Here is a 22,069-nt window from a genome sequence, read left to right on the forward strand (position 1 = left end):
CGTTCCGTCGTGGTTGGATCAGTCCAGCGTCGCCCCGGTCGTGCGCATGATCTCGGCGCGCAGTTCGGGCAGCCCCAGGCCTTTCTCGGAAGAGGTCAGGGCCACCACCGGGAAGGCGGCGGGGCGTTTGGAGATGGCCTTCAACGTGGCCTCTTGCACGGCCTCGCCCTCGCCCTTCTTCAGCTTGTCGGCCTTGGTCAGGACGATCTGATAGCTGACGGCCGCCAGGTCCAGCGCATCCAGCGCCTCCTTGTCCACGCTCTTCAGCCCATGGCGGCTGTCGATCAGCAGATAGACCCGTTTCAGCGTCACTCGGCCGCGCAGATAGTCGCGGCCCAGGTCCTGGAACTTCTTGACCGTGGTCTTGGACGCCTTGGCCCAGCCGTAGCCGGGCAGGTCGACCAGACGCATACGGCCGTCCAGGTCGAAGAAGTTGACCTCGCGCGTCCGGCCCGGCTCGTTCGAGGCGCGGGCCAGCTTGTGCATCCCGACCAGGCCGTTGATCAGGCTGGACTTGCCGACATTCGACCGACCGGCGAAGGCGATCTCGGGCAGGTCGGGATCGGGCAGTTGCTCGATCTTGGCGGCGCCCATGATGAAGGTCGCCGGCCGCGCGAACAGGATCCGCGCGGCCTCGATGTCCTCAGGGGTGAACTCGGTTTCGTCGATCACGCGGCCTTCGTCTTCCGGATACGGGCGATGAAGTCGTCGATCGGGTTCTCCGCCTTGTAGCGGTGCATGATGTAATACTGCTGCAGGATGGTCAGGATGTTCGACCAGGCCCAGTAGACCAGCAGACCCGCCGCGAACGGGGCCATGATGAAGGTGAAGACCAGCGGCATGAACTGGAAGATCTGACGCTGGACCGGATCGGCCGCCGGCGGGTTCATCGCCGTCTGCAACCACATGGTCAGCCCATAGGCCATCGCCAGCAGGCCGATGCCCAGCGGCCCGACCAGCAGGGCGCCCAGCAGAGGCAGGGTCGCCGGATCCCAGGGGATCAGGCCGAACAGGTTCCACACCACCGACGGGTCGCGCGCCGACAGGTCGTTGATGAAGCCCAGGAAGGGCTGGTGACGCATTTCGATGGTGACCGTCAGCACCTTGTACAGGGCGTAGAACACCGGGATTTGCAGCAGAAGCGGAAGACAGCCGGCGACCGGATTGATCTTCTCCTTCTGGTACAGGGCCATCGTCTCCTGCTGCTGCTTCTGCGGGTCGTCTTTGAACTTGGTCTTGATCTCCTCCATCTTGGGCTGGAGGTTCCGCATCTTGGACATGCTGGCGTAGGCGTTGTTGGCCAGCGGGAACATGACCAGTTTGACGATGACGGTCAGGGCCAGGATGGCGACGCCGAAGCTGCCGACCAGGCCGTAGACGTTCTCCAGGATCCAGAAGATCGGGCGCGTCAGGAACCAGAACATGCCCCAGTCGATCGCATAGACGAAGCGCGGCAGGCCCAGGTTCTCTTCATAGGTCTTCAGCACCTCGGCCCGCTTGACGCCGGCGAACAGGCGCTGGGTCTCGGTCGCGGTCGCGCCCGGCTGGATGGTGCGGGTGGCGCCCAGGATATTGGCTTCCAGCTGCTGACCGCCGTTGACGTCACGGACGCGGAATTCGGTTTCGACCGCCTCGTCCTGCTGCGGCAGCAGGGCCGCCAGCCAGTATTTGTCGGTGATGCCCAGCCAGCCGCCGGTCGAGGCGTTCTTGATCCGCGGCTCCTTCAGCCAGTCCTTGTACTTCTTCTGCTCGGTGCGATAGGCGCCCGGCTTGCCGAAGGTGCCGATGGCGCCCTCGTGGACGATGTGGGACGAACCGGCCAGCGGCGGCACGCCCTGGCGCTGGACGCTGCCGTAGGGGGCGATGGTGATGGCCTGGGTTCCCAGGTTCTGGACCGTGTCCTTGACCGAGAAGACATAGCGATCATCGACCGACACCAGGCGGGTGAAGCGCAGGCCCTGGCCGTTGTCCCAGGTCAGGGTGATCGGGCTGGTCGGGGTCAGGGTCGAACCGGCGGTCAGGCGCCAGACGGTGTTCGGTCCCGGCACGCCGCCGACCACATTGGGGCCGGTCCAGCCGAACTGGGCGAAATAGGCGTTCTGCATCCCCTGCGGGCGGAACAGCTCGACCGGCTCGGGCTTGTCCTGCGTCTCTTTGTAATCGGTCAGGAACAGGTCATCGATGCGGCCGCCCTGCAAGGACAGCGACCCCTTCAGGGTGCCCGACTGGATCGGCACGCGCGCGGCGGTGCTCAGCGCCTGGCTGCGGTCGGTGACGAAGGTCGCTCCCTGGGGGCTCAAGGCCGTGCGGGCGGCGTTCTCGGCCGTTTGCGACTGTTCGGCCTGGGCCTGCTGCTGCACGGCGCGGCGCTCGGCCTGCGGCCGCAGCACGGCGAACCAGTAGACCCCCAGGATCAGGGCCGAGCACACGATGAAGATGATCGTGTTGCGCGAGTTCTCGTTTTTCATGGATTCGGGCGGTCCTGGCCGGATGGGGCGCGGGCGGGCGAAGGCCGGGCGGCCTTCGGTGTCGCCAGCCTTGTAAGCGTCGATTTCACGTCGTCAAGCAGACGGTCCCACGCACGCTCGGTCGTGCCCATGCGGGCGATGAAGACATAGTCGCTGCCGGGCACGCCATGGACAGGCAACATGGCCCGCGCCGCCTCGCGCAGACGGCGTTTGGCGCGGTTCCTGACCACCGCGCCGCCGATCTTGCGGGTGGCGGTGAAACCCAGGCCGATATGCGGCGATCCGTCGCCGCGCTCCAGCCTCTGGATCACCACGCCGCCGCGCGCTTCGGAAACGCCTTTGGCGGCCGCCAGGAACTGGGGCCGCCGCAACAGACGTTTGATCTGTAAAGGGTCGCTCATGCGTCCTTGGCTCCGGACGCGAGAGCCGCTTACGCCGTCAGGCGCTTGCGGCCCTTGGCGCGACGGCGCGCAACAATCTTCTGGCCGTTCTTGGTGGCCATCCGGCTGCGGAAGCCGTGACGGCGCTTGCGCACGAGTCGCGACGGCTGATAGGTCCGCTTCACGGTCGGCTCCTGACGTTAAAAGGTTGGGCGGCGGGGCAAGAGGCGTCCGTCGCAGGAAGGGCGGGCGTATAAGTCGCATGTCCGCGTGAGTCAACGCTCGGACGGCAATTCGGGAATGAAGAGCGTATGGCGAAACGAACGGCGAAGGAATGGGCCCTGCGACTGCTGCCGCTGGCGGTCATCGCCGGCCTGGTGGTCGCCTTCTTCGCCCTGGGCTGGAACCGCTATCTGTCGATGGATCTTATCCGCGAGCACGGGCTGAATCTCCAGGCCTACGCCCAGACCCATTGGTGGATCGCCTTGGTCGCCTTCATCGCCGTCTACGCCCTCGCCACCGCCTCCACCATTCCGGGGCCGGTCTTCCTGACCCTGCTCGGCGGGATGATGTTCGGTCCCTATGTCGGCGCCCTGGCCCAGGCCAGCGGAGCCACAATCGGCTCGGTCGTCATCTATTCCGTCTATCGCACCTCGATCGGCACCTGGCTGCGCGCCAAGTTCGAGGCCGACGCCGGCTTCATGGATCGGCTGGCCAAGGGGATCGACCGCAACGCCTTCACCACCCTGTTCACCCTGCGCGTCATCCCCAGCGTGCCCTTCGTCCTGGTCAACGCCACGGCGGGCATGATGGCCGTGCCGCTGCGGCCCTATGTGATCGCCACCTTCATCGGCCTGCTGCCGTCCACCTTCATCTACACCTGGATCGGATCGCAGTTGGGCGACCTGTTGCGGGCCGGGGTGCGGCCGGACCTACCGATGCTGCTGCGCCAGTTCTTCTGGCCGTTGATGGGGGTGGCCTTCCTGTCCCTGCTGCTGCCCATCGGCATCAAACTGGTCCAGATGATCCGCGCCCGGCAGACGGAGACCGCGCCGGCATGAGCCCCCTGTTCGACAAGGCGGCGGCGGCGCTGAAACTGTCGCCCGAGGCGGTGGAGACCTGGCGCGAGCGGCTGCGCCCTCGCGCGCCCGACGGCCTGTCGGCGCGGCTGCTGCTGCTGACCGTAGCCTTCACCCTGGCGGTCGAGGCCCTGATCATGGGGCCGAACCTGGCCGCCTTCCACGAGCGCTGGCTGCGCGACCGGCTCCAGGCGGCGGAACTGGCCTCCGTCGGCGTCGAGGCCCTGCCCTACAGCGCGGTCGAGGACGATACGGCGGCCGAGCTGATGCGGATCGGCGGCGTCCAGGCCGTGGCCCTGACGGAACAGGGCGTGCGACGGTTGCTGCTCCAGGCCCCCAATCTGCCGCGCGCGCCCGAGCTGATCGACCTGCGTCAGCAGAACAGCTGGGCGCGGCTGACCGACCCCTGGCGCACCCTGTTCGGCCATCCGGACCGGTCGCTGCGGGTCCAGGCCAAGCCCCGCTATCGCTCGGGCGACTTCATCGAGATCGTCACCTCGGCCCAGCCGCTGAAACTGGAGCTGAAAGCCTTCCTGCTGAACAGCCTCCTGGTGTCCCTGCTGGTGTCCCTGACGGCGGGGGCGTTGCTCTACGGCGGTCTGGCCCTGCTGGTGCTGCGCCCCCTGCGGCGGGTCACCCGGTCGATGGAGCGGTTCGCCGCCGATCCCGAGAGCGAGGCCGAGCCCCCCTCCGACCGGCATGACGAAATCGGCCGGGTCGAGCGCGAACTGTCGCGGATGCAGGAGGAGGTCCGTCAATCGTTGCGTTCGCGCGCCCGGCTGGTGGCGCTGGGCGAGGCGGTGGCCAAGATCAACCATGATCTGCGCAACATGCTGACCTCGGCCCAGATGGCGTCCGAGCGGCTGGCGACCTCGGCGGATCCGCAGGTGGCCAAGGCCCTGCCTCGACTGGAGCGGGCGCTGAGCCGGGCCGCAAGCCTGTCGCGCAATGTGCTGGAGTATGGTCGCAGCGAGGAGCCGGCGCCCCAGAAGACCCGCGTGGTCCTGACCAAGGCCCTGACCCTGGCGGCCGAGGATGCGGGGCTGGAGCCGGACGGAGTGCGGCTGGTCAAGCAGTTGCCCGCCCGGTTCGCGGTCGAGGCCGATCCGGATCAGCTGTATCGCATCCTGGTCAATCTGATGCGCAACGCGCGGCAGGCCATCGAGGCCGATGGGGGGCGTCCGGCCGAGCGGCGGGGCAAGGGGGCGATCACGGTCAGCGCCTTCGGCGAGGACCGGCTGTGCGTCATCCGCATCGCCGACGACGGCCCCGGCATTCCGCCGCGCCTGGCCGAACGGCTGTTCGAGCCCTTCGTCAGTTCCAAGAGTTCCGACGGATCGGGTCTGGGCCTGACCATATCGCGCGAGCTGGCGGCCCTGCACGGCGGCGAGCTGAGGCTGGTCCCCAGCAACGGTGACGGGGCGGTGTTCGAGCTTAGGCTGCCCGCCTGATCCCTATTCCAGCCCGTCGTCGGAGACGACGAAGGCGCGGTTCGACGCCTTGGCCTGGGCGGCCAGTTCGTCCTGCACCAGATGCCAGCGGCGCAGGCGTTCGTAGTCGATGGCGTGTTCGGGCGAGGCGTCCAGCCAGTGGCGGAAGTCCTCGATCTGCAACTTGGCGTTGGGCGCAGCCGGATCGGGCAGAGGCGGAACGTTGGGCAACTGACGCGCCACTTCGGCGGGGATGGGGAAGTCTCCGGACGAGGTGCTGAGGATCATGGACGGGCTCGGTGGCGGGGTTGGCGTCAGAGAGAACCTCGACCATGACGCGAAGCCGCGTCGGGCGCCACCTTTTCGTCACGCGGGCGTTGTTGCGGCGGAGCTTCGCAAAGGCCAAGCTGGGTCCGAACCCTGGAGATGTCCATGATCATCCGCGCGTCCCTGATCTGCGCCCTGCTGGCGGCGACGTCGGCCCAGGCCGGGCCCCAGGCCGCCCCGCAGGAGGCTACTGACCCCTACCGCGACCAGCGCGCCCTGCCCGATCCCAATGACCCGGCGGCGCGCGAGGCGATGGAGCGGGCGCGGGGCGAGGCCTATCACCGGGCCGACGACTCCAAACAGACCGAGGAAGAGCTGCGGCTGACCCGTGCCCTGAACGACGAGATCGCGGCCCAGAACGCCCTGGCCGACCGGGCCGACGAGGCGGCCCGGCTGGAGTATGATGCGGCCCTGGCCCGGCATCAGATCGAGGTCCGCCGGATCGAGGACCAGGCCCGTGCGGCGGCTGAGGCGACCCGCGCGGCCCAGGACCAGTACGACCGCGACTATGCGGCCTGGCGCGAGCGGGTGCGGCTGTGCGCATTGGGCGTGAGAAGCGCCTGCGCGAGCCCCACGCCGCAATAGGCCGTCAGGCTCAGCCCGCAACCAGACTCATGTCGCGGCGGGCCATCATGCGGTCGAACTCGGTCCAGACGCCGTCGGCGCCGTGCCAGTTGCCTTGGGTCGCAGCCTTCGAATATTCGGTGGCGCGCGCCTCGAAGAAGTTGGCGTGTTCGACGCCCGACAGCAGGGATTGCAGCCAGGGCAGCGGGTTCTCCGTCACCCCATAGACTTCCGGCAGCTTCAGCTGGCGCAGACGCCAGTCGGCGATGAAGCGGATATATTGCTTGATGTCCTCGGGGGTCATGCCGTCGACCGCGCCCATTTCGAAGGCCAGGTCGATGAACTTGTCCTCCATCTTCACCACCGTCTTGCAGCAGTCGACGATGTCGTCGGCGACCGACTTGGTGACGGCCCCCGTCTCCTGGTTGAAGGCGTGGTATAGCTTGATGATGCCCTCGCAGTGCAGGCTTTCGTCACGCACCGACCAGGACACGATCTGGCCCATGCCCTTCATCTTGTTCATGCGCGGGAAGTTCATCAGCATCGCGAACGAGGCGAACAGCTGAACCCCTTCCGAGAAGCCGCCGAACATAGCGAGCGTCCGGCAGATGTCGGCGTCGGAATCGACCCCGAACTGGCCCATATAGTCGTGCTTGTCCCGCATGGCCTCGTATTCCATGAAGGCGCCGAACTCGCTCTCGGGCATGCCGATGGTCTCGAGCAGCAGGGCGTAGGCCGCGATATGGATGGTCTCCATGTTGCCGAAGGCGGCCAGCATCATCTTGACCTCGGTCGGTTTGAACACCCGACCGTAGCGTTCCATGTAGTTGTCCTGAACCTCGATGTCCGCCTGGGTGAAGAAGCGGAAGATCTGGGTCAGCAGGTTGCGTTCGTTGTCGTTCAGGGTCGAGGCCCAGTCCTTGACGTCCTCGCCCAGCGGCACCTCTTCCGGCATCCAGTGGACCTGCTGCTGCTTCTTCCACATGTCGAACGCCCACGGATAGCGGAACGGCTTGTAGGCGGCGGAGGGCGTCAGAAGACCGGCGCGGTCGGGGCGGATGATCGGGGTGATGGCGTTCATCGAACTGGACCTGAAAACTGCGATTCCGGAGAGGGGTTCACCATGCGACGCCGCACGCCCGGCGCCAAGCCGGAAATCATCTATGTGGTGATCAAAATTGTCCTACCCGCTACATCTTGTGGTTCCGCTTGAGGAAACTGGGGACGGGCCTGGGGATGGTCCGCCGACCGTCCATGCCGGCGAACGCAGCGGCGTGTCGTAAAAACCGTCGCGCTCTCGCTCACCTCCCCGTCCGCGAAGGCGGACGGGGAGGACAGGCGGGAGCGTCAGCGAACGCCAGGAGGGGGCGACTCGGTGTCTGACGCTGGCGTGGTCTCACCACCGTCGGAGTCGCCCCCGCCTGGTCGCAAGCGCGACCTGTCCTCCCCACGCGCCTTCGCGCGCGGAGAGGTGACGCCAGCCTGTCCCTTTAGCAGGACGTTACCGTTTGTAGATTTTCTGCACCATGCCGCCAGCAAACATGGCGCCGCCCGCGCATTGACCCGCCGCATCTTCGCCCTGATATGGCCATGACCGCGAGGCGCTCCCCCTGACCGCGCGGTCGGAGACGATCATGTCCAAAGTCCTGACAAAGGCCGGCCTTTATCGGCGCGGCGGACGATGTAGCGGCTGAAGCCGCCCGATCCGTCAGATCCATTCCATAGGCCGGACGTCGAAGACGCCGGTTCCGCGCGCCCGTGCGCGCCAAGAAACAATCATCAGGAAATCTCTCAATGCGCACCGCCTTCCGAGCCGCCTCGCCGGCGCTTCTCGCCCCCGCTCTTCTCGCAACCGTCTCCGCCGTCGCCCTGCTGAGCGCCGCGCCCGCCTTCGCCCAGGACGCCGCCCAGAATGAAGCCGCGACCGTGGACGAGATCGTCGTCACCGGCACCCGCGTGCCCAATCGCTCGCGTCTCGACACCCTGGCGCCGGTCGACGTGGTCACGGCCCAGAGCCTGCAAAACCGGGGCACGACCGAGTTCGCGACGGCCCTGGCCCAGTCGGTGCCGTCCCTGACCTTCCCGCGCCCCTCGGCCAACGACGGCAGCGACTCGATCCGTCCGGCGACCCTGCGCGGCCTGTCGCCCGACCAGACCCTGGTCCTGGTCAACGGCACGCGCCGCCACGCCTCGGCCCTGGTCAACACCAACGGCGTCGTCGGACGCGGCTCGGCCGCCGTGGACCTGAACGCCATCCCGACCGCGGCCCTGGACCGGGTCGAGGTGCTGCGCGACGGGGCCTCGGCCCAGTACGGCTCGGACGCCATCGCCGGGGTGGTCAATCTACGACTGAAGCAGGCCTCGAGCGGCGGCGGCGCCAGCGTCACCTATGGCCAGTATCTGACCACGGTGAAGACCGCGCGCGGCGAGCGCGACGAGGAGGACGGCGCCACGACGACCGCCTCGGCTTGGCAAGGCTTCGCCCTGGGCGACGACGGCTTCCTGACCCTGTCGGCCGAATATCTGAACCGCGAGTCGACCAACCGCTCCGACTATGATCCCCGCGCGGCCGCCAACGGCGCCGTGACCGCCCGGTTCGGCGATCCGGACGTGGAGCAGTGGACCGTCTTCGCCAACGCCGGCAAGGGACTGGGCAATGGCTGGGAGGCCTATGGCTGGGCCGGTTATCAGGACCGCGACAGCTCCGGCGCCGCCTTCCCGCGCCTGCGCGACAACGTCAACAACGTCACGGCCGTCTATCCGAACGGCTTCCTGCCCAAGGTGGCGGTCAATTCGCAGGACGTGTCGCTGGCCGGCGGCCTGCGCGGCGTCATCGCCGGATGGGACGCCGACGTCAGCCTGGTCTATGGCCGCAACGCGCTGGATTTCCGCACCGAGGATTCGCTGAACTCCACCTATGGCGCCGCCTCCCTGACCAGTTTCGATTCCGGCAGCCTGATCTATGACCAGCTGGTGCTGGGCGCCGACTTCAGCCGGCCGTTCGAGGCCGGCCTGGCGGGCGGGCCGCTGAACCTGGCCTGGGGTCTGGAGCAGCGCTGGGAGAATTATCAGATCGAGGCGGGCCAGCCCGAGAGCTACAATCGCGGGCCGCTGGGGTCGAATACGGCCCTGTCGGGCGGGGCCCAGGGCTTCCCCGGCTTCCAACCCTCGAACGAGGTGGACGTGGATCGCGACAATTTCGCCGCCTACGCCGACATCGAACTGCCGATCACCGAGAAACTGACGGTCGCCGGGGCGGTGCGGTTCGAAGACTATTCCGACTTCGGCGACACCCAGACGGGCAAGCTGTCGGGCCGGTATGACTTCACGCGCAACTTCGCCCTGCGCGGCTCGGTCTCGACCGGCTTCCGCGCCCCGTCGCTGCAACAATCCTATTTCACCTCGACCTCGTCGGTGATCCAGGATGGGGCGGTGGTGGAGACCGGCACCTTCCCCTCGACCAGCGCGGTGGGCATGGCCCTGGGCGGCAAACCGCTGAAGCCCGAGACCTCAACCAACTATTCGCTGGGCACCGTGGTCCGGCTGGGGGCCTTCGACCTGACGGTGGACGCCTATAAGATCGACATCGAGGACCAGATCGTCCTGTCCGAGCTGATCCGCAACCCGACCCTGCTGACCCCGCTGGGGGTCCAGGCGGCGCGCTTCTTCCTGAACGGGGTCTCGACCACGACCGAGGGGGTGGACGTGGTGGGTCGCTATCGCCTGCCGACCGACAGCGTGGGCGATTTCGACTTCACCGTGGCCGCCAACTTCAACGACGTGTCGCTGGACACCGACCTGGCGCCCAGCCTGTTCGGCCGCCAGCGCATCCTGACCATCGAAGAGGGCACGCCGGACGTGAAGGTCTCGGCCGGCGCCGACTGGCGGCTGCAGAAGTGGGGCGCCACCCTGCGGGCCACCTATTACGGCGACGTGCTGCAACCGGGTTCGATCGAGGCCAACGACTATCATACCGGCGAGAAGACGGTGATCGATCTGGAGGGCCGGTATCAGCTGACCGACCGGGTCGGGCTGGCGGTCGGGGCGGACAATCTGTTCGACGAATATCCGGACGCGACGCCGGCGTCGCTGAACTCGAACGGGGTGCTGGGCTATCCCTACAACTCGCCGTTCGGCTTCAACGGCCGGTTCGTCTATGCGCGGGTCAACCTGACCTGGTAGGCAAGCTTAAGCCGCCTGGACGTCGTCGATCCTGTGTTCGGCGGCGTCCATGGCCTGGTCCATGGCGGCGTAGAGCCGAGCCTGGGTGATCGGCTTGGCCAGATGGGCGTCCATGCCGGCGGTCAGGCAGCGGGCCACATCCTCGGGCATGGCCTCGGCGGTGACGGCCAGGACCGCGATCTCGGCCGCCGGACCGTCCAGGGCGCGGATGGCGCGGGTGGCGGAGACCCCGTCCATCACCGGCATACGCACATCCATCAGCACCAGGTCGAAATCGCCGCTCCGCACCGCCTGAACCGCCTCGCGGCCGTCGCAGGCCTCGGCCGTCTCGCAGTCGGCGGCCTCCAGCATGAGCCGCATCAGGTCGCGGTTGGACGGATGGTCGTCGACGATCAGGACCCGCATCCGTCGGTCCTGAACCGGCAGGGTCTCGGCGGCGGCGACCTCGACGGCGGGGGCCGGGATCTCGACGGTGAAGGTCGTGCCCTCGAAGGGCGCGCTTTCGACCGAGACGGCGCCGCCCAGCCGGTTGATGTGGGTCTTGACCAGGGCCAGTCCCACGCCGGCGCCTTCATGGGCGCGAGCGGTGCTGGCGTCGCCCTGTTCGAACAGGCTGAAGATGCCGGCCAGGACGTCCTCGGTCATGCCGCACCCCGTGTCATGAACCTCGACCCGCAGCCGGTCGTCCCGCCGATCGACCAGGACACGCACCCCGCCCCGGCCGGTGAACTTGACCGCATTCATACCCAGATGGTGCAGGATCTGACGCAGACGCCGGCCGTCGGTCAGGGCCGCGCCGTCGGCGCCGGGCGCGAAGGTCACGACAAAGTCCAGGTCCCGCACGGCGGCCCATTCGCGCGCCGGGCCCATGGCTTCATTCAGCAGGGCGCGCATGTCCACCGGCTTGGACGCCACCTCGCCGCCGCCGCTCGAAATCTCCAGCAGATCCTCGATAAGGCGCAGCATGGCCTCGCCGCACTGGTGGACGGCCTCCACCTGACGCCGGCCCTCGGCGTCCAGTTCGGGATGGCGCGACAGCAGGTCGGCATAGCCGGTGATCCCGGTCAGGGGGGTGCGCATCTCATGGCTCATCATGGCCAGGAAGCGGGACTTGGCCGCATCGGCTTCCTCAGCCCGCTGCAAGGCCGCCACAGCCGTATCGGTGCGGGCGCGCAGGCGTTCAAACAGACGCCGGCGCTCGGTCGACAGGGTGGTGATCGGCAGGGCCGTGGCCACGACGCTCAGCAGGAACAGGTGAAGCACGTTCATCTGGCGCATCACTGCGGGCACGGCGGCCAGGGCGGGATCCTGGCTCAGCCGGGTCAGCACTACGGGACCGTGGCCGGACAGGGTCGCCCCCGCGCCGATCGCCGAGACGACGATGACGGCGCCGGCCGTCCACGGCGGCGACAGCCGGAAAGCCAGCAGGATCAGGGGCGGGAAGATGATGAACAGGATCGGCGCCGTCGTCTGACTGAAGGCCCACAGAACCGCCGCGATCATCAGACCCGCCAGGGCGAAGACCTCGACCCGCGAGGTCTGGGCGACATTCCGGAACCGGTGCTTGCGCGCCACCAGCAGCAGGGCCGGCGTGACGATCATCATCGCCAGCAGCTCCATGTCGAACAGATGGTGCAGGCGGAACTGAAGAACCTCGAGCGGCATCCCGCGGGCCAGGATGACGATCAACCCCGCCAGGATCGTCGACAGGGCGACGGCGGGAAGGGCCACGCCGACCGCGAAACGCAGCAGGCGTTTGGGTCGCGTCATGTCCAGGGCCGCCCCGCACAGGCGTCGGGCCAGCAGGGTCGCGACCACGACTTGCAACAGGTTCAGGGCGACATTCGCCACCACGAACAGCAGCGGATCCCCCCTGACGATATTGCTGGCCAGATTAAGCAGGACACAGCCGACCAACACGCCCCGGGCCTTGCGCCGGGGGAGCTGAAGCACGGCGGCCAGCAGGACGGGATTGGCGGGCCATAACACTGTGGCGTGCAGGGTGGCCATGCTCCACTGCCCCAGGCCCAGAGCGGCGACGAACAGCAGGACATAGAACCAGGGCGGCGGCCCGGCCTCGCGTCCGGCGTCGTGGCGGAAGAACCGCCACCGCCCGCGCCCCAATGTCTGTGTGCTCCCGTCCATGGTCTTAGATGACGGGGATTGCTTAAGAATCCCGTTGCCCCCCGGTTAAGTAGAATCCCGCATGGCCGGTGCGCTGTTGCGGAAGCGGTCGAATGGGCCGTATTCAGGGCGGTGCATGCGGCGTCGGCCGCCCTTTCGGAGTGTCCCCCATGCGTCTCCTGTCCTGCGTCGCCGCCGCCCTGATCCTGGTCGCCGCACCCAGTTTCGTCTCCGCCCAGACCGCGCCCGCCGCCCCCGCTGCCGAACCCCTCGACGAAGAAGATTTCGAGGCGCGCGCCGAGGCCTTCGGCAAGACGATGGAGACCATGTCGGCCGAGATGCAGGCCGCCGCAGCCCAGACGGACAAGGCCAAGGCCAAGGCGGACCTCGACGCCCTGCAGGCCCGCTATCAGCCCCAGGTCGACGCCTTCGCCGCCGATGTTCAGGCCTTTGCGGCCTCCCAGGGCGCGCCGGCGGATCAGGTCGTCATGATCGCGGAACAGATGAAGACCATTCCGGCCAAGGCGCGCGCCGAAATCGAGGCGGCGGCCGCCACCCCCCAATAGCCTTACCGCGATTTCACTTGAGGCCGGGCGGCCTTGGGCGGAGTTTGATCGGGTCGTCAACGGGGAAGTCTCCCATGATCCGCGCTCTCAGCCTGACCGCCGCCCTGGCGCTCCTGCCCCTGTCCTCCGCCCTGGCGCAGGACGGCAAAACCTCGTCCGTGGCCGCCAACCCCGATTCCGCCGAGGCCCGGCTGGAATCCGCCGCCGACGCCTTCGAGAAGCGGATGGAGGCCTTCGGCAAACGGGCCGAGGCCATTTCCGAAGACGAGACCCTGAGCGAGAGCGAGCGCGGCCAGCAGATCGCCGCCCTGTGGTCCGACTATGCCCCCGACGTCGCCGCCTTCACCGCCGAGGCCACGAAACACGCCTCGGAACTGGCCGCCGAAGCCCTGAAGGACATCGACGTGGACGCCCTGGTCGAACAGGCCTTGAACGACCCCGAGGTTCAGCAGGCGATGGAACAGGGCATAGCCGCCGGAACCGGCATCGCCCGCAACAGCGCCTGGACCAATCCCGACCCCGAACAGCTCGAGACCTACGGCCTGATCGCCCAGTACGCCCTGGACCAGGCCAGCGACACCCTGGAGGACGAGGCGGTCGAAGCGCCCGAGGCGCCCGAAGCCCCTGAACCGCCCGAGACGCCGACCGCCTGACGCTACTTCCTGGAAGTCACCTCTCCGCGCGCGAAGGCGCGGGGGGAGGACAGGTCGCGCTTGCGACCAGGAGGGGGCGACTCAGACAGCCGTGATGACCACGCCAGCGTCTGAAACCGGCTCGCCCCCACCTGGCGCTCGCTGACGCTCCCGCCTGTCCTCCCCGTTCGCCTTCGCGAACGGGGCGGTGAGAGACCTCTTCTTGACCGCGCCCGCGATCACAGCGACACGACGCCGCATGAACGCCCTCCCCGTCGATCCGCACCTCTATTCGACCTTCCTGGGGGTCATGGTGGTGATGGCCATCACGCCGGGGCCCGCCAATCTGTTCGCGGTCGCGACCGGGGTGGAGAAGGGCCGGGCCTCGGCCCTGGTCGGGGTGGTGGGCATGAACTGCGCCACCCTGGTCTGGTTCGCCGCCGCCGCCCTGGGCCTGGGCGCCCTGGTCAAGGCCTTTCCTGACGCCTTTCACCTGATCGCCATAGGGGGCGCCCTCTATGTCGCCTGGCTGGGGATCAAGGCCCTGCGCGGCGCCGTGCAGAACACCGACCCCGCCGACCCCCAGCAGCCCGATCACGCCGTCGCGGTGCGCAAGGGCCGCAGCGCCTTCATCGACGGTTTCGCGGTCCAGATCGCCAATCCCAAGGCCATACTGTTCTTCACCGCCGTCCTGCCGCCCTTTCTGGACATCCAACGGCCCGTGGCGCCGCAACTGGCCCTGTTCGCCCTGGCCGTCATCGGCATGGATATGATGTCGATGAGCGCCTACGCCCTGTCCGGCGCCGCCCTGTCGCAGCGCATGCAGCAGCCCCGGTTCCGGCGCGGCTTCGGCCTGTTCGTCGGCATCCTGTTGCTGACGGCGGCCGTACTGATTGTATTAAGGCTCTAGACGCAGGCAGGCTTCGTCCTAGATTGAAGGGGAACGTGGTCGTTCATGCGCCGTTCAGCCGCCAGCGCGCCCGAATGGGCGATCAAGGAGTTGATTTCATGAAAGCCCTTCCCAGAAACAGGTCGGCGCTCAGGGCCCTGGCCCTGACGACGGTCGCGGCCCTGGCCCTGGCCGCCTGCGCCACCGCCACCCCCTATCAGCCCGCCGGCCTCAACGGCCAGCGCGGCGGCTATGCCGAACAGCGGGTCGAGTCCAACCGCTACCGCGTCAGCTTCGCCGGCAATTCGGTAACCTCGCGCGAACAGGTCGAGATGTCCCTGCTGCTGCGTTCGGCCGAACTGACGGTCGAGAACGGCTATGACTGGTTCGCCACCGTCAACCGCGCCACCGACCGCGACACCCGCTACGTCACGACGCCGGACCCCTTCTACAACAGCTTCTACGGCCCCTACTGGGGTCCGTCGTGGCGCTATTACCGCGGCGGTTTCTGGAGCCCGTGGAACAACTGGGGCGGCGACGACTTCGACACCCGCCAGATCGACCGCTACGAAGCCAACGCCGAAATCATCATGGGTCGTGGTCCCAAACCCGCCGACGACGCCAACGCCTTCGACGCCCGCGAAGTGGTCCAGAACCTGTCTTCGCGCGTCATCCGCCCGGCACCTTAAGCCGCGCAGGCGCAATGGATAGCGTATCATTGTAGTTGAAGAACACTTTCCCCGAAATGGGGAACGGTGATATTCGAGAAGTATGTCAGTCCCGGTCCACTGTCCGTCTTGCGGCCTGCGTTTCGTTTCGCGGGGGTTTTCAATCAGGGACTCGCGCAATGTAACCCTGTCCGGCAACCGCGAGTCATGTCCTCGATGTGGTGGCATGGCGAACGTGCAGGACGGTGTGTACGATTTTGTTGGCGACACAATTTCATCGTTCCGACGACTAGACGCTGCGTCTATTCAAAAATTTCAATCTGTTCTTGCCTCAGCCAAGGAAGGGCGGACACGGCCAGACGAGGTTATTTCAGAGGCCGTCGCAATAAATCCTGCGCTCGGCAAACTTGTCGCCACTCTACAGGCTGTCGGAGGTATCCCTCTCCTCGTTGCGCTGTTGGCGTTGTGGCTTCAGTACGCCACCGGTCGAGACGATGATGCAGATCAGGAGGCGGTTCTCAGTGAACTGCGAGCTTCGAACGCTCAGCAGGAGCAACTAATTGATGAGATGCGGAAGCTTGTCGCAACGCAAAGTACGCCACCGCCGCAGCCGTATTCGGCACCAAAGCCAGAGACTACCCGGAACCCACCCAACGAAGTGTTAGGTCAGAACCGGGCAGCAAGGCGCCGCGCATTGAAGCAAGAAAAGAAAACAACTAAAGCACAGCACACAAAACGCTCCATCTAGATCATTTTGCAATTCTCGGCCTCAATGTTACGCACTACCGCCGCTCTCTACTCATTCTATTTCATGGCCGCCAGGGCGTGGCCGGCGATCAGGGCGTCGGCCAGACCGTGCGGATTGCGGACATTGTAGTTCTCGGTCGTCACCACCACGACCGTGTCCAGGTCCGGAACGATCACCACCTTATTGCCGCCGGTCCCCGCCATCGCCCAGGCGGGATGGGCCACGCCGTTGACCTGATAGGTCGGCAGCCAGACCAGATAGCCGTAGTCGCCCCGTTCGGGATCGACCGTGGAATGCGGGGCGGTCATGGCCTTCGCAAAGGCCTCCGGCAGGACTTGGCGCCCGTCCCAGCGGCCCTGGTTCAGCAATAACTGGCCCAGGGTCAGCAGGTCGCGGCTGCGCAGGCCCAGGCCGCCGCCGCCCTGGGCCAGACCCGTCGGCGAGGTCTGCCACTGCTCGCCCTCGATCCCCAACGGGCCGAACAGGGCGTCGCGCGCAAAGGCCTGAAGCGGTTCGCCCGTCGCCGCCTGGACCACCGCGCCCAGGGTGGTCACGCCTGCGGTGCAGTAGCTGAAGGCCCGGCCATAGGGCTGGTCCGCCGGTTTGGGGATCCAGGCCGGAAAGCCCCGGATCGGCAGGTCCATGGCGAACTTGACCCAGTCCTCGATCAGATACATCCGCTCCTCGTTGCCGCGCGAGAAGGAATTGTCGTCGTCGCATTCCAGCAGTGAACTCATGGTCAGCAGATCCTCGACCGTGATCGCGGCCTTGCGCGGGTCCGGATTGTCGAACGGCCCGTGGTCGGCGACGAAGGGCAGGATCGGGGCATCGACGCTGGCGATGTCGCCGCGCGCGACGGCAGCGCCGACCAGCATGGCGGTGACGGTCTTGGTCACGGAGCGGGTGTTGCGCCGGCTCTCGCGGCCCGCTTCATCGAAATAGACCTCATGGACCAGCCTGCCGTGGCGGGCGATCAGGACGCTGGTGATCTTCTGGAAGGTCCCGGCGCGGACGGCGGCGTCCATGGCCGCCAGCCCCTCGGCCGAGACCCCCTGGCTTTCAGGCGCGGCGACGGGCCAGGCCGGTTCGGCCGCGACGGGGGACGAGACAAGAGCGAGCCCGAGGGCCGCGACAAGCAGAGAACGCATGACAATCCTTGAGAGAGGCGAGACCCGACGTGTCGCAGACCGCGCGCGCCGGGTCTTGAACAGGTGAAACCGGCTCAGGCGAACAGGGCGCGATAGCGGCCGGGCGTCAGGCCGTAGATATGCCCGAACTCGCGGGTCAGATGGCTTTGATCGGCATAGCCGCCGAGTGCGGCCAGCTCGGCCAGGTCCACGCCCTTGGCCAGACGCCCGGCGGCGCGATCGGCCCGCGCCTGGCGAATGGCGGCCGCCGGCGAACGGCCGAAATGGCGACGATAGCGGCGCGCCAGCGAGACGGCGTGGACGCCGACGATGCGCGCCACGGTCGCCACCTCCAGCCCCGGCTGATCGGCCAGGTCGTGCAGAACCTCATGGGCCCGCAGCAGCCACTCGGGCGCCGGGTCCTCGTTCAGGTCGCCGGGGGTCAGCACCGCCGCCGCCAGATCCAAGGTCAGCCCTTCCATCGCCACGGCGTCGCCCGCCGCGAACCGGCCGGCCACCCCGATCAGACGTCGCGCCGCGCCTTCAGCCAGGGCGCCGCGCAACCGCACAGGGTCGCCGCGCCCGGCGCTCTTCGGCGGATCGAAACTGATGGACAGGAAGCGGCCGCCGGCGTCGGTAAAACAGTCGCGGTGTTCGACGCCCGGTGGATTCCACACCAGGGCGCCGGGGCCGAAGGCGGCGCCCTTGGGCGTCAGGGGGTCGTGCGCCAGGCTGCAATAGCCGTCGTCGAGCGCCAGAATGAAATGGGCGTCGTCATGGGCGTGAAACACGACGCTCTCGGGCGGACGGTCGGCGATCCACAGGCCGACGCGGAAACCCCCGGCCTCGACCGTTCGCGACGCCGCGCCGAAGAAGTCGCCGGACGACAGATGTGGTCTGGCCATGAACCGATCTCCGCGCGGCGTCTCCCGCCACGCTTGGCATCATGCGCAGGACTCGCGCAAAGAAAAAGGCCCGGAACCTGGGTTCCGGGCCTGTCTCTGTCGGTGCTGGCGAAACTCGGACCTAGTCCAGGGTGCGCTTGATCTCTTCGACCGTGAAGCACTCGATGTAGTCGCCTTCCTTGATGTCCTGGAAGCCCTGGAACTGCATGCCGCATTCCTGGCCGGCCGTGACTTCGTTGACCTCGTCCTTGAAGCGTTTGAGCGTGTTGAGCGTGCCCAGTTCGAGCACGACCACGTCGTCGCGGACGATACGGACGCGGGCGCCCTTGCGGACCACGCCTTCCGACACCCGGCAACCGGCGATCTTGCCGATCTTGGAGATGTCGAACACCTGCAGGACGGCGGCGTTGCCCAGGAAGGTTTCCCGTTGCAGCGGCGCCAGCATGCCGGACAGCACGCCCTTAATATCATCCAGCAGGTCGTAGATGATCGAATAGTAGCGGATCTCGACGCCCTCGCGGTCGGCCAGATCGCGCGCCTGTTTCGACGCACGGACGTTGAAGCCGAGGATCGGCGCCCCGGCCGACTTGGCCAGGTTGACGTCGCTCTCGGTGATGCCGCCGGCGCCGGAATAGACCGTGCGGGCGCGCACCTCGTCGGTGCTCATCTTGTCCAGCGAACCCATGATGGCTTCGGCGGAGCCCTGGACGTCCGCCTTGATGACGACCGGCAGTTCCGAGGCCTTCTTGGAGCCCAGCTTGGCCATCATGTCGACCAGCGAGACCGAGCCGCCCGAGACCTGGGCCTTTTCGCGCTTCACCCGCTGACGGTATTCGGTCAGCTCGCGGGCGCGGGCTTCGGATTCCACCACGGCGAAGACGTCGCCCGGAGACGGGGCCTCGTCCAGACCCAGGATCTCGACCGGGACGGACGGACCGGCTTCGGTCAGCTGCTCGTTGCGTTCGTTCAGCAGGGCGCGAACCTTGCCCCACGATCCGCCGGCCACGACGATGTCGCCGCGCTTCAGCGTGCCGCGTTTGACCAGGACGGTGCCGACCGGGCCGCGCCCCTTGTCCAGCTTGGCCTCGATGACCACGCCCTCGGCCGAGCGATCGGCGTTGGCGCGCAGGTCCATGACCTCGGCCTGGACCAGGATGGCTTCCAGCAGGCCGTCGAGGTTCATCCGCTCCTTGGCCGAGACCTCGATGATCTGGGTCTCGCCGCCCAGGCTTTCGGCGATGACTTCGTATTGCAGCAGCTCGTTGACGACCTTCTGCGAAGTGGCCCCCGGCTTGTCCATCTTGTTGACCGCGACGATCAGGGGCGCATTGGCCGCCTTGGCGTGCTGGATGGCCTCGATGGTCTGGGGCATGACGCCGTCGTCGGCGGCCACGACCAGCACCACGATGTCGGTCACATTGGCGCCGCGCGCCCGCATGGCCGAGAAGGCGGCGTGGCCCGGGGTGTCCAGGAAGGTGACCTTCTGGTCGTCTTCCAGCCGCACCTGATAGGCGCCGATATGCTGGGTGATGCCGCCGGCTTCGCCGCCGGCGACGTCGGTGGTGCGCAGGGCGTCCAGCAGCGAGGTCTTGCCGTGGTCGACGTGGCCCATGATGGCCACGACGGGGGCGCGGACTTCGGAGGCCTCGGCGTCGTCGGCCTCGCCCAGGAAGCCGGTTTCGATGTCGGATTCAGAGACGCGCTTGACCGCCATGCCGAACTCCTCGGCCACCAGTTCGGCGGTGTCGGAATCGATCACGTCGTTGATCTTCATCATCAGGCCCTGCTTCATCAGGAACTTGATGATGTCGACGCCGCGCACGGCCATCCGGTTGGACAGCTCCTGCACGGTGATGACGTCGGGGATGACCACTTCGCGCGGACGGTTGGGCGCGTCGGTCGAGCCGCCCTTGCGCTTTTCCTTCTCGCGTTCGCGGGCGCGGCGGACCGAGGCCAGCGAGCGCATCCGCTCGGCGGCGTCGCCGTCGCCGACCACGGACTGGATGGTCATCCGGCCTTCGCGGCGCTTGGGCTCGCCGCGCGTGCGGCTGACCGCCTTGCCGGCGTCGGAGAAACGCTTCTCGCGATCGTCGTCACGGCCGACCGGACGGCCGAAGCCGGCGCCGGGGGCGCGGCTGGGACGGGCGACCTCGGCCTGGGCCGGGGGCGCATTGGGGGTCGCACGACCGCCGGGGCCGGTGCGCGGACCGCCGGGACGGGCGGTGCCGGGAGCCGGACGCGGGTTCAGGGCCGAATAGCGGACGGGCTCGGCCGGCTTGGCGCCTTGCGGGCGGCCTGCGCCGCCGGCGCCGGGACGGGCGCCCTGGGGACGATCACCCTGGGGGCGGTCGCCTTGCGGACGGTCGGTCTGCGGACGATCCGTATAGGACCGCTCGCCGCCGCCCATCGCCTGTTCACGGGCCGAACGACCGCCGAAGGCGGGACGCTCGGGCGCCGCGCGCTGGGGATTGCCGGGCTTGGGCACGCGCTGGCCGAAGTTGACGACCGGACGGGCCGGAGCCGCCGGACGGGTCGGAGCTGCGGGGGCCGCAGGCGTCGGGGCCGGCGTCGTCGTAGCAGTCGGGGCGACCGGAGCCGGAGCCGGCGTCGGCGCAGCGGCGACGGGCGCGGCCGGCTTGGGCGCAGGCTTGGCCGGAGCGACGGGCGCGGCGGCGGTCAGCTTGGCGGCCTCGGCGCGTGCAGCCTCGGCTGCGGCCTTGGCGGCGGCGGCCTCGTCACGCGCAGCCTGGGCGGCGCGTTCGGTGGCGGCGGCCTGTTCGCGCGCAGCGGCTTCAGCGGCGGCCTTGGCGGCGGCGTCGGCCGCAGCCTTGGCGGCGTTGGCCTGGGTGGCCATGGCGATGGCGCGGCGACGCGCTTCCTGCTCTTCGGCCGACAGGGCGCCGCCGGCCGGTTGCGACGAGCGCTGGCCCTGGGGCCGGTTCTGCGAGGCGGCCTGTTGCGGGCGCGCGACGTCGAAGCCCTGCGGGCGTTGCGGCCCGCCGGCGCCCGGTCGGCGCTTGGTCTCGACCACCACCGTCTTGGACCGCCCGTGGCTGAAGCTCTGTTTGACGGTCCCGGTCGGGACCGATCCCACAACGCGCGGCTTCAGGCTCAGCGGAGCGCGCGGCCCCGTCTGGGACGGCGTGCCGCCCTGGTTGCCCTGGCCCGAACCCTGGTTGGTCTTGTCGTTTTCGTCGCTCATCCGGTCGCTTTACTCGGGGCGGAAAGGCCCGCCATCCTCATCTAATGCACATGAACGACCGTGAGCCCGTCTCCGCCCTTGGAGACAGGCCCTCGGCCGCTAAAATCCTTAGCTCGCCCCTGAAGGGGTTGCTCCCGCCGATCCGCCTTCGACACCGGAAATCTCCCAGTGAGGGGGGCGAAGCGGCCGAAATCCAGCCAATCGTTCGACCTCCATGGTCCACCGATCGGCCCGTCCGCCCGCAAGCAGGACGGCGTGTATCGCATTTTCCAGCCCAAGGGCCAAACTCAAATCGTCCACAGTGAACGCGCCGCAGACTTTCGCAGTCTGATGACGGGCCAGGGCGAGGATTTTGCCACGCCCGTCGGCCGAGCCGTCGGCGGCCTCGATCACCCAGGCGACCTTGCCGGCCCGCAGATTGGCGGCGGACTTTTCGAAGCCAGAGATAAGCACGCCTTCGCGCCGGGCAAGACCCAGCTGGTCGAGACAGCGCCGGAACAGCAGCCGTTCGACGACATCGGCTAAGTCGGCCGGGGCGGTCAGCTTGGTTTTGGCCGACCGGGTGAAGCCGTTCTTCTTGACCGCCGTCTCGACCGAGGCGCGGCTGGCTTCGACCCACAGGCCGCGTCCGGGCAGTTTCCTGCCCAGGTCGGGAACCACCTGGCCATCGGGCCCGGCGACGAAACGGATCAGGCGAGATTCGTCCATGACCTCGTGAGAGACGAGGTCCCGGCGTTCCCGATCAATCGTTGCGTCGCGCAAGCTCATATGTGGCCAG

21 protein-coding genes are annotated in these 22,069 nt (G+C 67.8%); 9 read left to right on the plus strand and 12 right to left on the minus strand.

Going from position 1 to position 22,069, the window contains the following annotated elements:
- Positions 1 to 18: 18 nt before the first annotated feature.
- The 4 genes from yihA to rpmH are packed head-to-tail and all read right to left on the minus strand — an operon-like array spanning position 19 to position 3,033.
- On the minus strand, positions 19 to 672 hold the full coding sequence (gene yihA / locus ACW177_RS00675; RefSeq protein ID WP_271165477.1) for a ribosome biogenesis GTP-binding protein YihA/YsxC: 654 nt from the start codon (positions 670 to 672) through the stop codon (positions 19 to 21).
- Positions 669 to 2,468 carry a membrane protein insertase YidC gene (gene yidC, locus ACW177_RS00680; protein WP_492026756.1) on the minus strand — a complete coding sequence of 600 codons (1,800 nt, stop codon included), beginning with the start codon at positions 2,466 to 2,468 and terminating at the stop codon, positions 669 to 671. The genes yihA and yidC overlap by 4 nt, the downstream gene beginning before the upstream one ends.
- Positions 2,465 to 2,869 carry a ribonuclease P protein component gene (rnpA, locus tag ACW177_RS00685; protein WP_492026757.1) on the minus strand — a complete coding sequence of 135 codons (405 nt, stop codon included), beginning with the start codon at positions 2,867 to 2,869 and terminating at the stop codon, positions 2,465 to 2,467. The genes yidC and rnpA overlap by 4 nt, the downstream gene beginning before the upstream one ends.
- 29 nt (positions 2,870 to 2,898) lie before the next feature.
- Positions 2,899 to 3,033 carry a 50S ribosomal protein L34 gene (gene rpmH / locus ACW177_RS00690; RefSeq protein ID WP_003164000.1) on the minus strand — a complete coding sequence of 45 codons (135 nt, stop codon included), beginning with the start codon at positions 3,031 to 3,033 and terminating at the stop codon, positions 2,899 to 2,901.
- A 126-nt stretch (positions 3,034 to 3,159) separates the two neighbouring features.
- Here rpmH and ACW177_RS00695 point away from each other — a divergent pair, with 126 nt between their 5' ends.
- Complete coding sequence (locus ACW177_RS00695) at positions 3,160 to 3,909, plus strand: TVP38/TMEM64 family protein (RefSeq protein ID WP_492026758.1); 750 nt, start codon at positions 3,160 to 3,162, stop codon at positions 3,907 to 3,909.
- Positions 3,906 to 5,378, plus strand: a complete 1,473-nt coding sequence (locus ACW177_RS00700) for a sensor histidine kinase (protein ID WP_492026759.1) — start codon at positions 3,906 to 3,908, stop codon at positions 5,376 to 5,378. The genes ACW177_RS00695 and ACW177_RS00700 overlap by 4 nt, the downstream gene beginning before the upstream one ends.
- A gap of 3 nt (positions 5,379 to 5,381) precedes the next feature.
- Here the strand turns inward: ACW177_RS00700 and ACW177_RS00705 are convergent, their stop codons facing one another.
- Positions 5,382 to 5,645, minus strand: coding sequence for a hypothetical protein (locus ACW177_RS00705; protein WP_492026760.1), 264 nt, complete (start codon positions 5,643 to 5,645; stop codon positions 5,382 to 5,384).
- Between the two features lie 144 nt (positions 5,646 to 5,789).
- Here ACW177_RS00705 and ACW177_RS00710 point away from each other — a divergent pair, with 144 nt between their 5' ends.
- Positions 5,790 to 6,269, plus strand: a complete 480-nt coding sequence (locus tag ACW177_RS00710) for a hypothetical protein (protein WP_492026761.1) — start codon at positions 5,790 to 5,792, stop codon at positions 6,267 to 6,269.
- A 10-nt stretch (positions 6,270 to 6,279) separates the two neighbouring features.
- Here the strand turns inward: ACW177_RS00710 and ACW177_RS00715 are convergent, their stop codons facing one another.
- The gene (locus tag ACW177_RS00715; protein WP_492026762.1) at positions 6,280 to 7,329 is read right to left on the minus strand and encodes a ribonucleotide-diphosphate reductase subunit beta; all 1,050 of its coding nucleotides are present in this window, start codon (positions 7,327 to 7,329) and stop codon (positions 6,280 to 6,282) included.
- A gap of 420 nt (positions 7,330 to 7,749) precedes the next feature.
- Entirely contained in the window at positions 7,750 to 7,884 is a 135-nt protein-coding gene (locus ACW177_RS00720) for a hypothetical protein (RefSeq protein ID WP_492026763.1), read from the minus strand.
- 158 nt (positions 7,885 to 8,042) lie between these two features.
- On the opposite strand from ACW177_RS00720, the gene ACW177_RS00725 reads away from it, so the two are divergent.
- Positions 8,043 to 10,430 carry a TonB-dependent receptor plug domain-containing protein gene (locus ACW177_RS00725; protein WP_492026764.1) on the plus strand — a complete coding sequence of 796 codons (2,388 nt, stop codon included), beginning with the start codon at positions 8,043 to 8,045 and terminating at the stop codon, positions 10,428 to 10,430.
- 6 nt (positions 10,431 to 10,436) lie between these two features.
- On the opposite strand, the gene ACW177_RS00730 is transcribed toward ACW177_RS00725, so the two are convergent.
- Positions 10,437 to 12,575, minus strand: a complete 2,139-nt coding sequence (locus ACW177_RS00730) for a hybrid sensor histidine kinase/response regulator (protein WP_492026765.1) — start codon at positions 12,573 to 12,575, stop codon at positions 10,437 to 10,439.
- A 149-nt stretch (positions 12,576 to 12,724) separates the two neighbouring features.
- Here ACW177_RS00730 and ACW177_RS00735 point away from each other — a divergent pair, with 149 nt between their 5' ends.
- The 5 genes from ACW177_RS00735 (at position 12,725) to ACW177_RS00755 (ending at position 16,057) form a co-directional block, all read left to right on the plus strand.
- The gene (locus ACW177_RS00735; RefSeq protein WP_492026766.1) at positions 12,725 to 13,120 is read left to right on the plus strand and encodes a hypothetical protein; all 396 of its coding nucleotides are present in this window, start codon (positions 12,725 to 12,727) and stop codon (positions 13,118 to 13,120) included.
- 74 nt (positions 13,121 to 13,194) lie between these two features.
- Positions 13,195 to 13,773: a hypothetical protein gene (locus tag ACW177_RS00740; protein WP_492026767.1), complete on the plus strand. Its 579-nt coding sequence runs from the start codon at positions 13,195 to 13,197 to the stop codon at positions 13,771 to 13,773.
- A gap of 238 nt (positions 13,774 to 14,011) precedes the next feature.
- Positions 14,012 to 14,662: a LysE family translocator gene (locus tag ACW177_RS00745; protein ID WP_492026768.1), complete on the plus strand. Its 651-nt coding sequence runs from the start codon at positions 14,012 to 14,014 to the stop codon at positions 14,660 to 14,662.
- Positions 14,663 to 14,760: 98 nt separating this feature from the next.
- The gene (locus tag ACW177_RS00750; RefSeq protein WP_492026769.1) at positions 14,761 to 15,330 is read left to right on the plus strand and encodes a CC0125/CC1285 family lipoprotein; all 570 of its coding nucleotides are present in this window, start codon (positions 14,761 to 14,763) and stop codon (positions 15,328 to 15,330) included.
- 205 nt (positions 15,331 to 15,535) lie between these two features.
- Entirely contained in the window at positions 15,536 to 16,057 is a 522-nt protein-coding gene (locus tag ACW177_RS00755; RefSeq protein WP_492026770.1) for a hypothetical protein, read from the plus strand.
- A gap of 56 nt (positions 16,058 to 16,113) precedes the next feature.
- On the opposite strand, the gene ACW177_RS00760 is transcribed toward ACW177_RS00755, so the two are convergent.
- The 4 genes from ACW177_RS00760 to ACW177_RS00775 all read right to left on the minus strand — a co-directional run bounded on the left by ACW177_RS00760 (position 16,114) and on the right by ACW177_RS00775 (position 22,059).
- Positions 16,114 to 17,205, minus strand: coding sequence for a serine hydrolase domain-containing protein (locus ACW177_RS00760; RefSeq protein ID WP_492026771.1), 1,092 nt, complete (start codon positions 17,203 to 17,205; stop codon positions 16,114 to 16,116).
- A 74-nt stretch (positions 17,206 to 17,279) separates the two neighbouring features.
- Positions 17,280 to 18,089 (minus strand): helix-turn-helix domain-containing protein, encoded by an 810-nt coding sequence (locus ACW177_RS00765; RefSeq protein ID WP_492026772.1) that lies wholly within the window; start codon positions 18,087 to 18,089, stop codon positions 17,280 to 17,282.
- A 121-nt stretch (positions 18,090 to 18,210) separates the two neighbouring features.
- Entirely contained in the window at positions 18,211 to 21,291 is a 3,081-nt protein-coding gene (infB, locus tag ACW177_RS00770; RefSeq protein ID WP_492026773.1) for a translation initiation factor IF-2, read from the minus strand.
- Between the two features lie 108 nt (positions 21,292 to 21,399).
- Entirely contained in the window at positions 21,400 to 22,059 is a 660-nt protein-coding gene (locus ACW177_RS00775; protein WP_492026774.1) for an RNA-binding protein, read from the minus strand.
- Positions 22,060 to 22,069 lie beyond the last annotated feature (10 nt).

This window comes from Brevundimonas sp. AVps23W (genome assembly GCF_058681395.1).

Excerpts from the sequence above, each read along its gene's own strand:
- ACW177_RS00760 (WP_492026771.1), bottom strand. The coding sequence starts at position 17,205 with ATGCGTTCTCTGCTTGTCGCGGCCCTCGGGCTCGCTCTTGTCTCGTCC.
- ACW177_RS00745 (WP_492026768.1), top strand. The coding sequence starts at position 14,012 with ATGAACGCCCTCCCCGTCGATCCGCACCTCTATTCGACCTTCCTGGGG.
- ACW177_RS00755 (WP_492026770.1), top strand. The coding sequence starts at position 15,536 with ATGGCGAACGTGCAGGACGGTGTGTACGATTTTGTTGGCGACACAATT.
- ACW177_RS00740 (WP_492026767.1), top strand. The coding sequence starts at position 13,195 with ATGATCCGCGCTCTCAGCCTGACCGCCGCCCTGGCGCTCCTGCCCCTG.
- ACW177_RS00730 (WP_492026765.1), bottom strand. The coding sequence starts at position 12,575 with ATGGACGGGAGCACACAGACATTGGGGCGCGGGCGGTGGCGGTTCTTC.
- ACW177_RS00750 (WP_492026769.1), top strand. The coding sequence starts at position 14,761 with ATGAAAGCCCTTCCCAGAAACAGGTCGGCGCTCAGGGCCCTGGCCCTG.
- ACW177_RS00735 (WP_492026766.1), top strand. The coding sequence starts at position 12,725 with ATGCGTCTCCTGTCCTGCGTCGCCGCCGCCCTGATCCTGGTCGCCGCA.
- ACW177_RS00765 (WP_492026772.1), bottom strand. The coding sequence starts at position 18,089 with ATGGCCAGACCACATCTGTCGTCCGGCGACTTCTTCGGCGCGGCGTCG.
- rnpA (WP_492026757.1), bottom strand. The coding sequence starts at position 2,869 with ATGAGCGACCCTTTACAGATCAAACGTCTGTTGCGGCGGCCCCAGTTC.
- infB (WP_492026773.1), bottom strand. The coding sequence starts at position 21,291 with ATGAGCGACGAAAACGACAAGACCAACCAGGGTTCGGGCCAGGGCAAC.
- ACW177_RS00725 (WP_492026764.1), top strand. The coding sequence starts at position 8,043 with ATGCGCACCGCCTTCCGAGCCGCCTCGCCGGCGCTTCTCGCCCCCGCT.
- ACW177_RS00720 (WP_492026763.1), bottom strand. The coding sequence starts at position 7,884 with ATGATCGTCTCCGACCGCGCGGTCAGGGGGAGCGCCTCGCGGTCATGG.
- ACW177_RS00705 (WP_492026760.1), bottom strand. The coding sequence starts at position 5,645 with ATGATCCTCAGCACCTCGTCCGGAGACTTCCCCATCCCCGCCGAAGTG.
- ACW177_RS00695 (WP_492026758.1), top strand. The coding sequence starts at position 3,160 with ATGGCGAAACGAACGGCGAAGGAATGGGCCCTGCGACTGCTGCCGCTG.
- ACW177_RS00775 (WP_492026774.1), bottom strand. The coding sequence starts at position 22,059 with ATGAGCTTGCGCGACGCAACGATTGATCGGGAACGCCGGGACCTCGTC.
- yidC (WP_492026756.1), bottom strand. The coding sequence starts at position 2,468 with ATGAAAAACGAGAACTCGCGCAACACGATCATCTTCATCGTGTGCTCG.
- ACW177_RS00700 (WP_492026759.1), top strand. The coding sequence starts at position 3,906 with ATGAGCCCCCTGTTCGACAAGGCGGCGGCGGCGCTGAAACTGTCGCCC.
- ACW177_RS00715 (WP_492026762.1), bottom strand. The coding sequence starts at position 7,329 with ATGAACGCCATCACCCCGATCATCCGCCCCGACCGCGCCGGTCTTCTG.
- ACW177_RS00710 (WP_492026761.1), top strand. The coding sequence starts at position 5,790 with ATGATCATCCGCGCGTCCCTGATCTGCGCCCTGCTGGCGGCGACGTCG.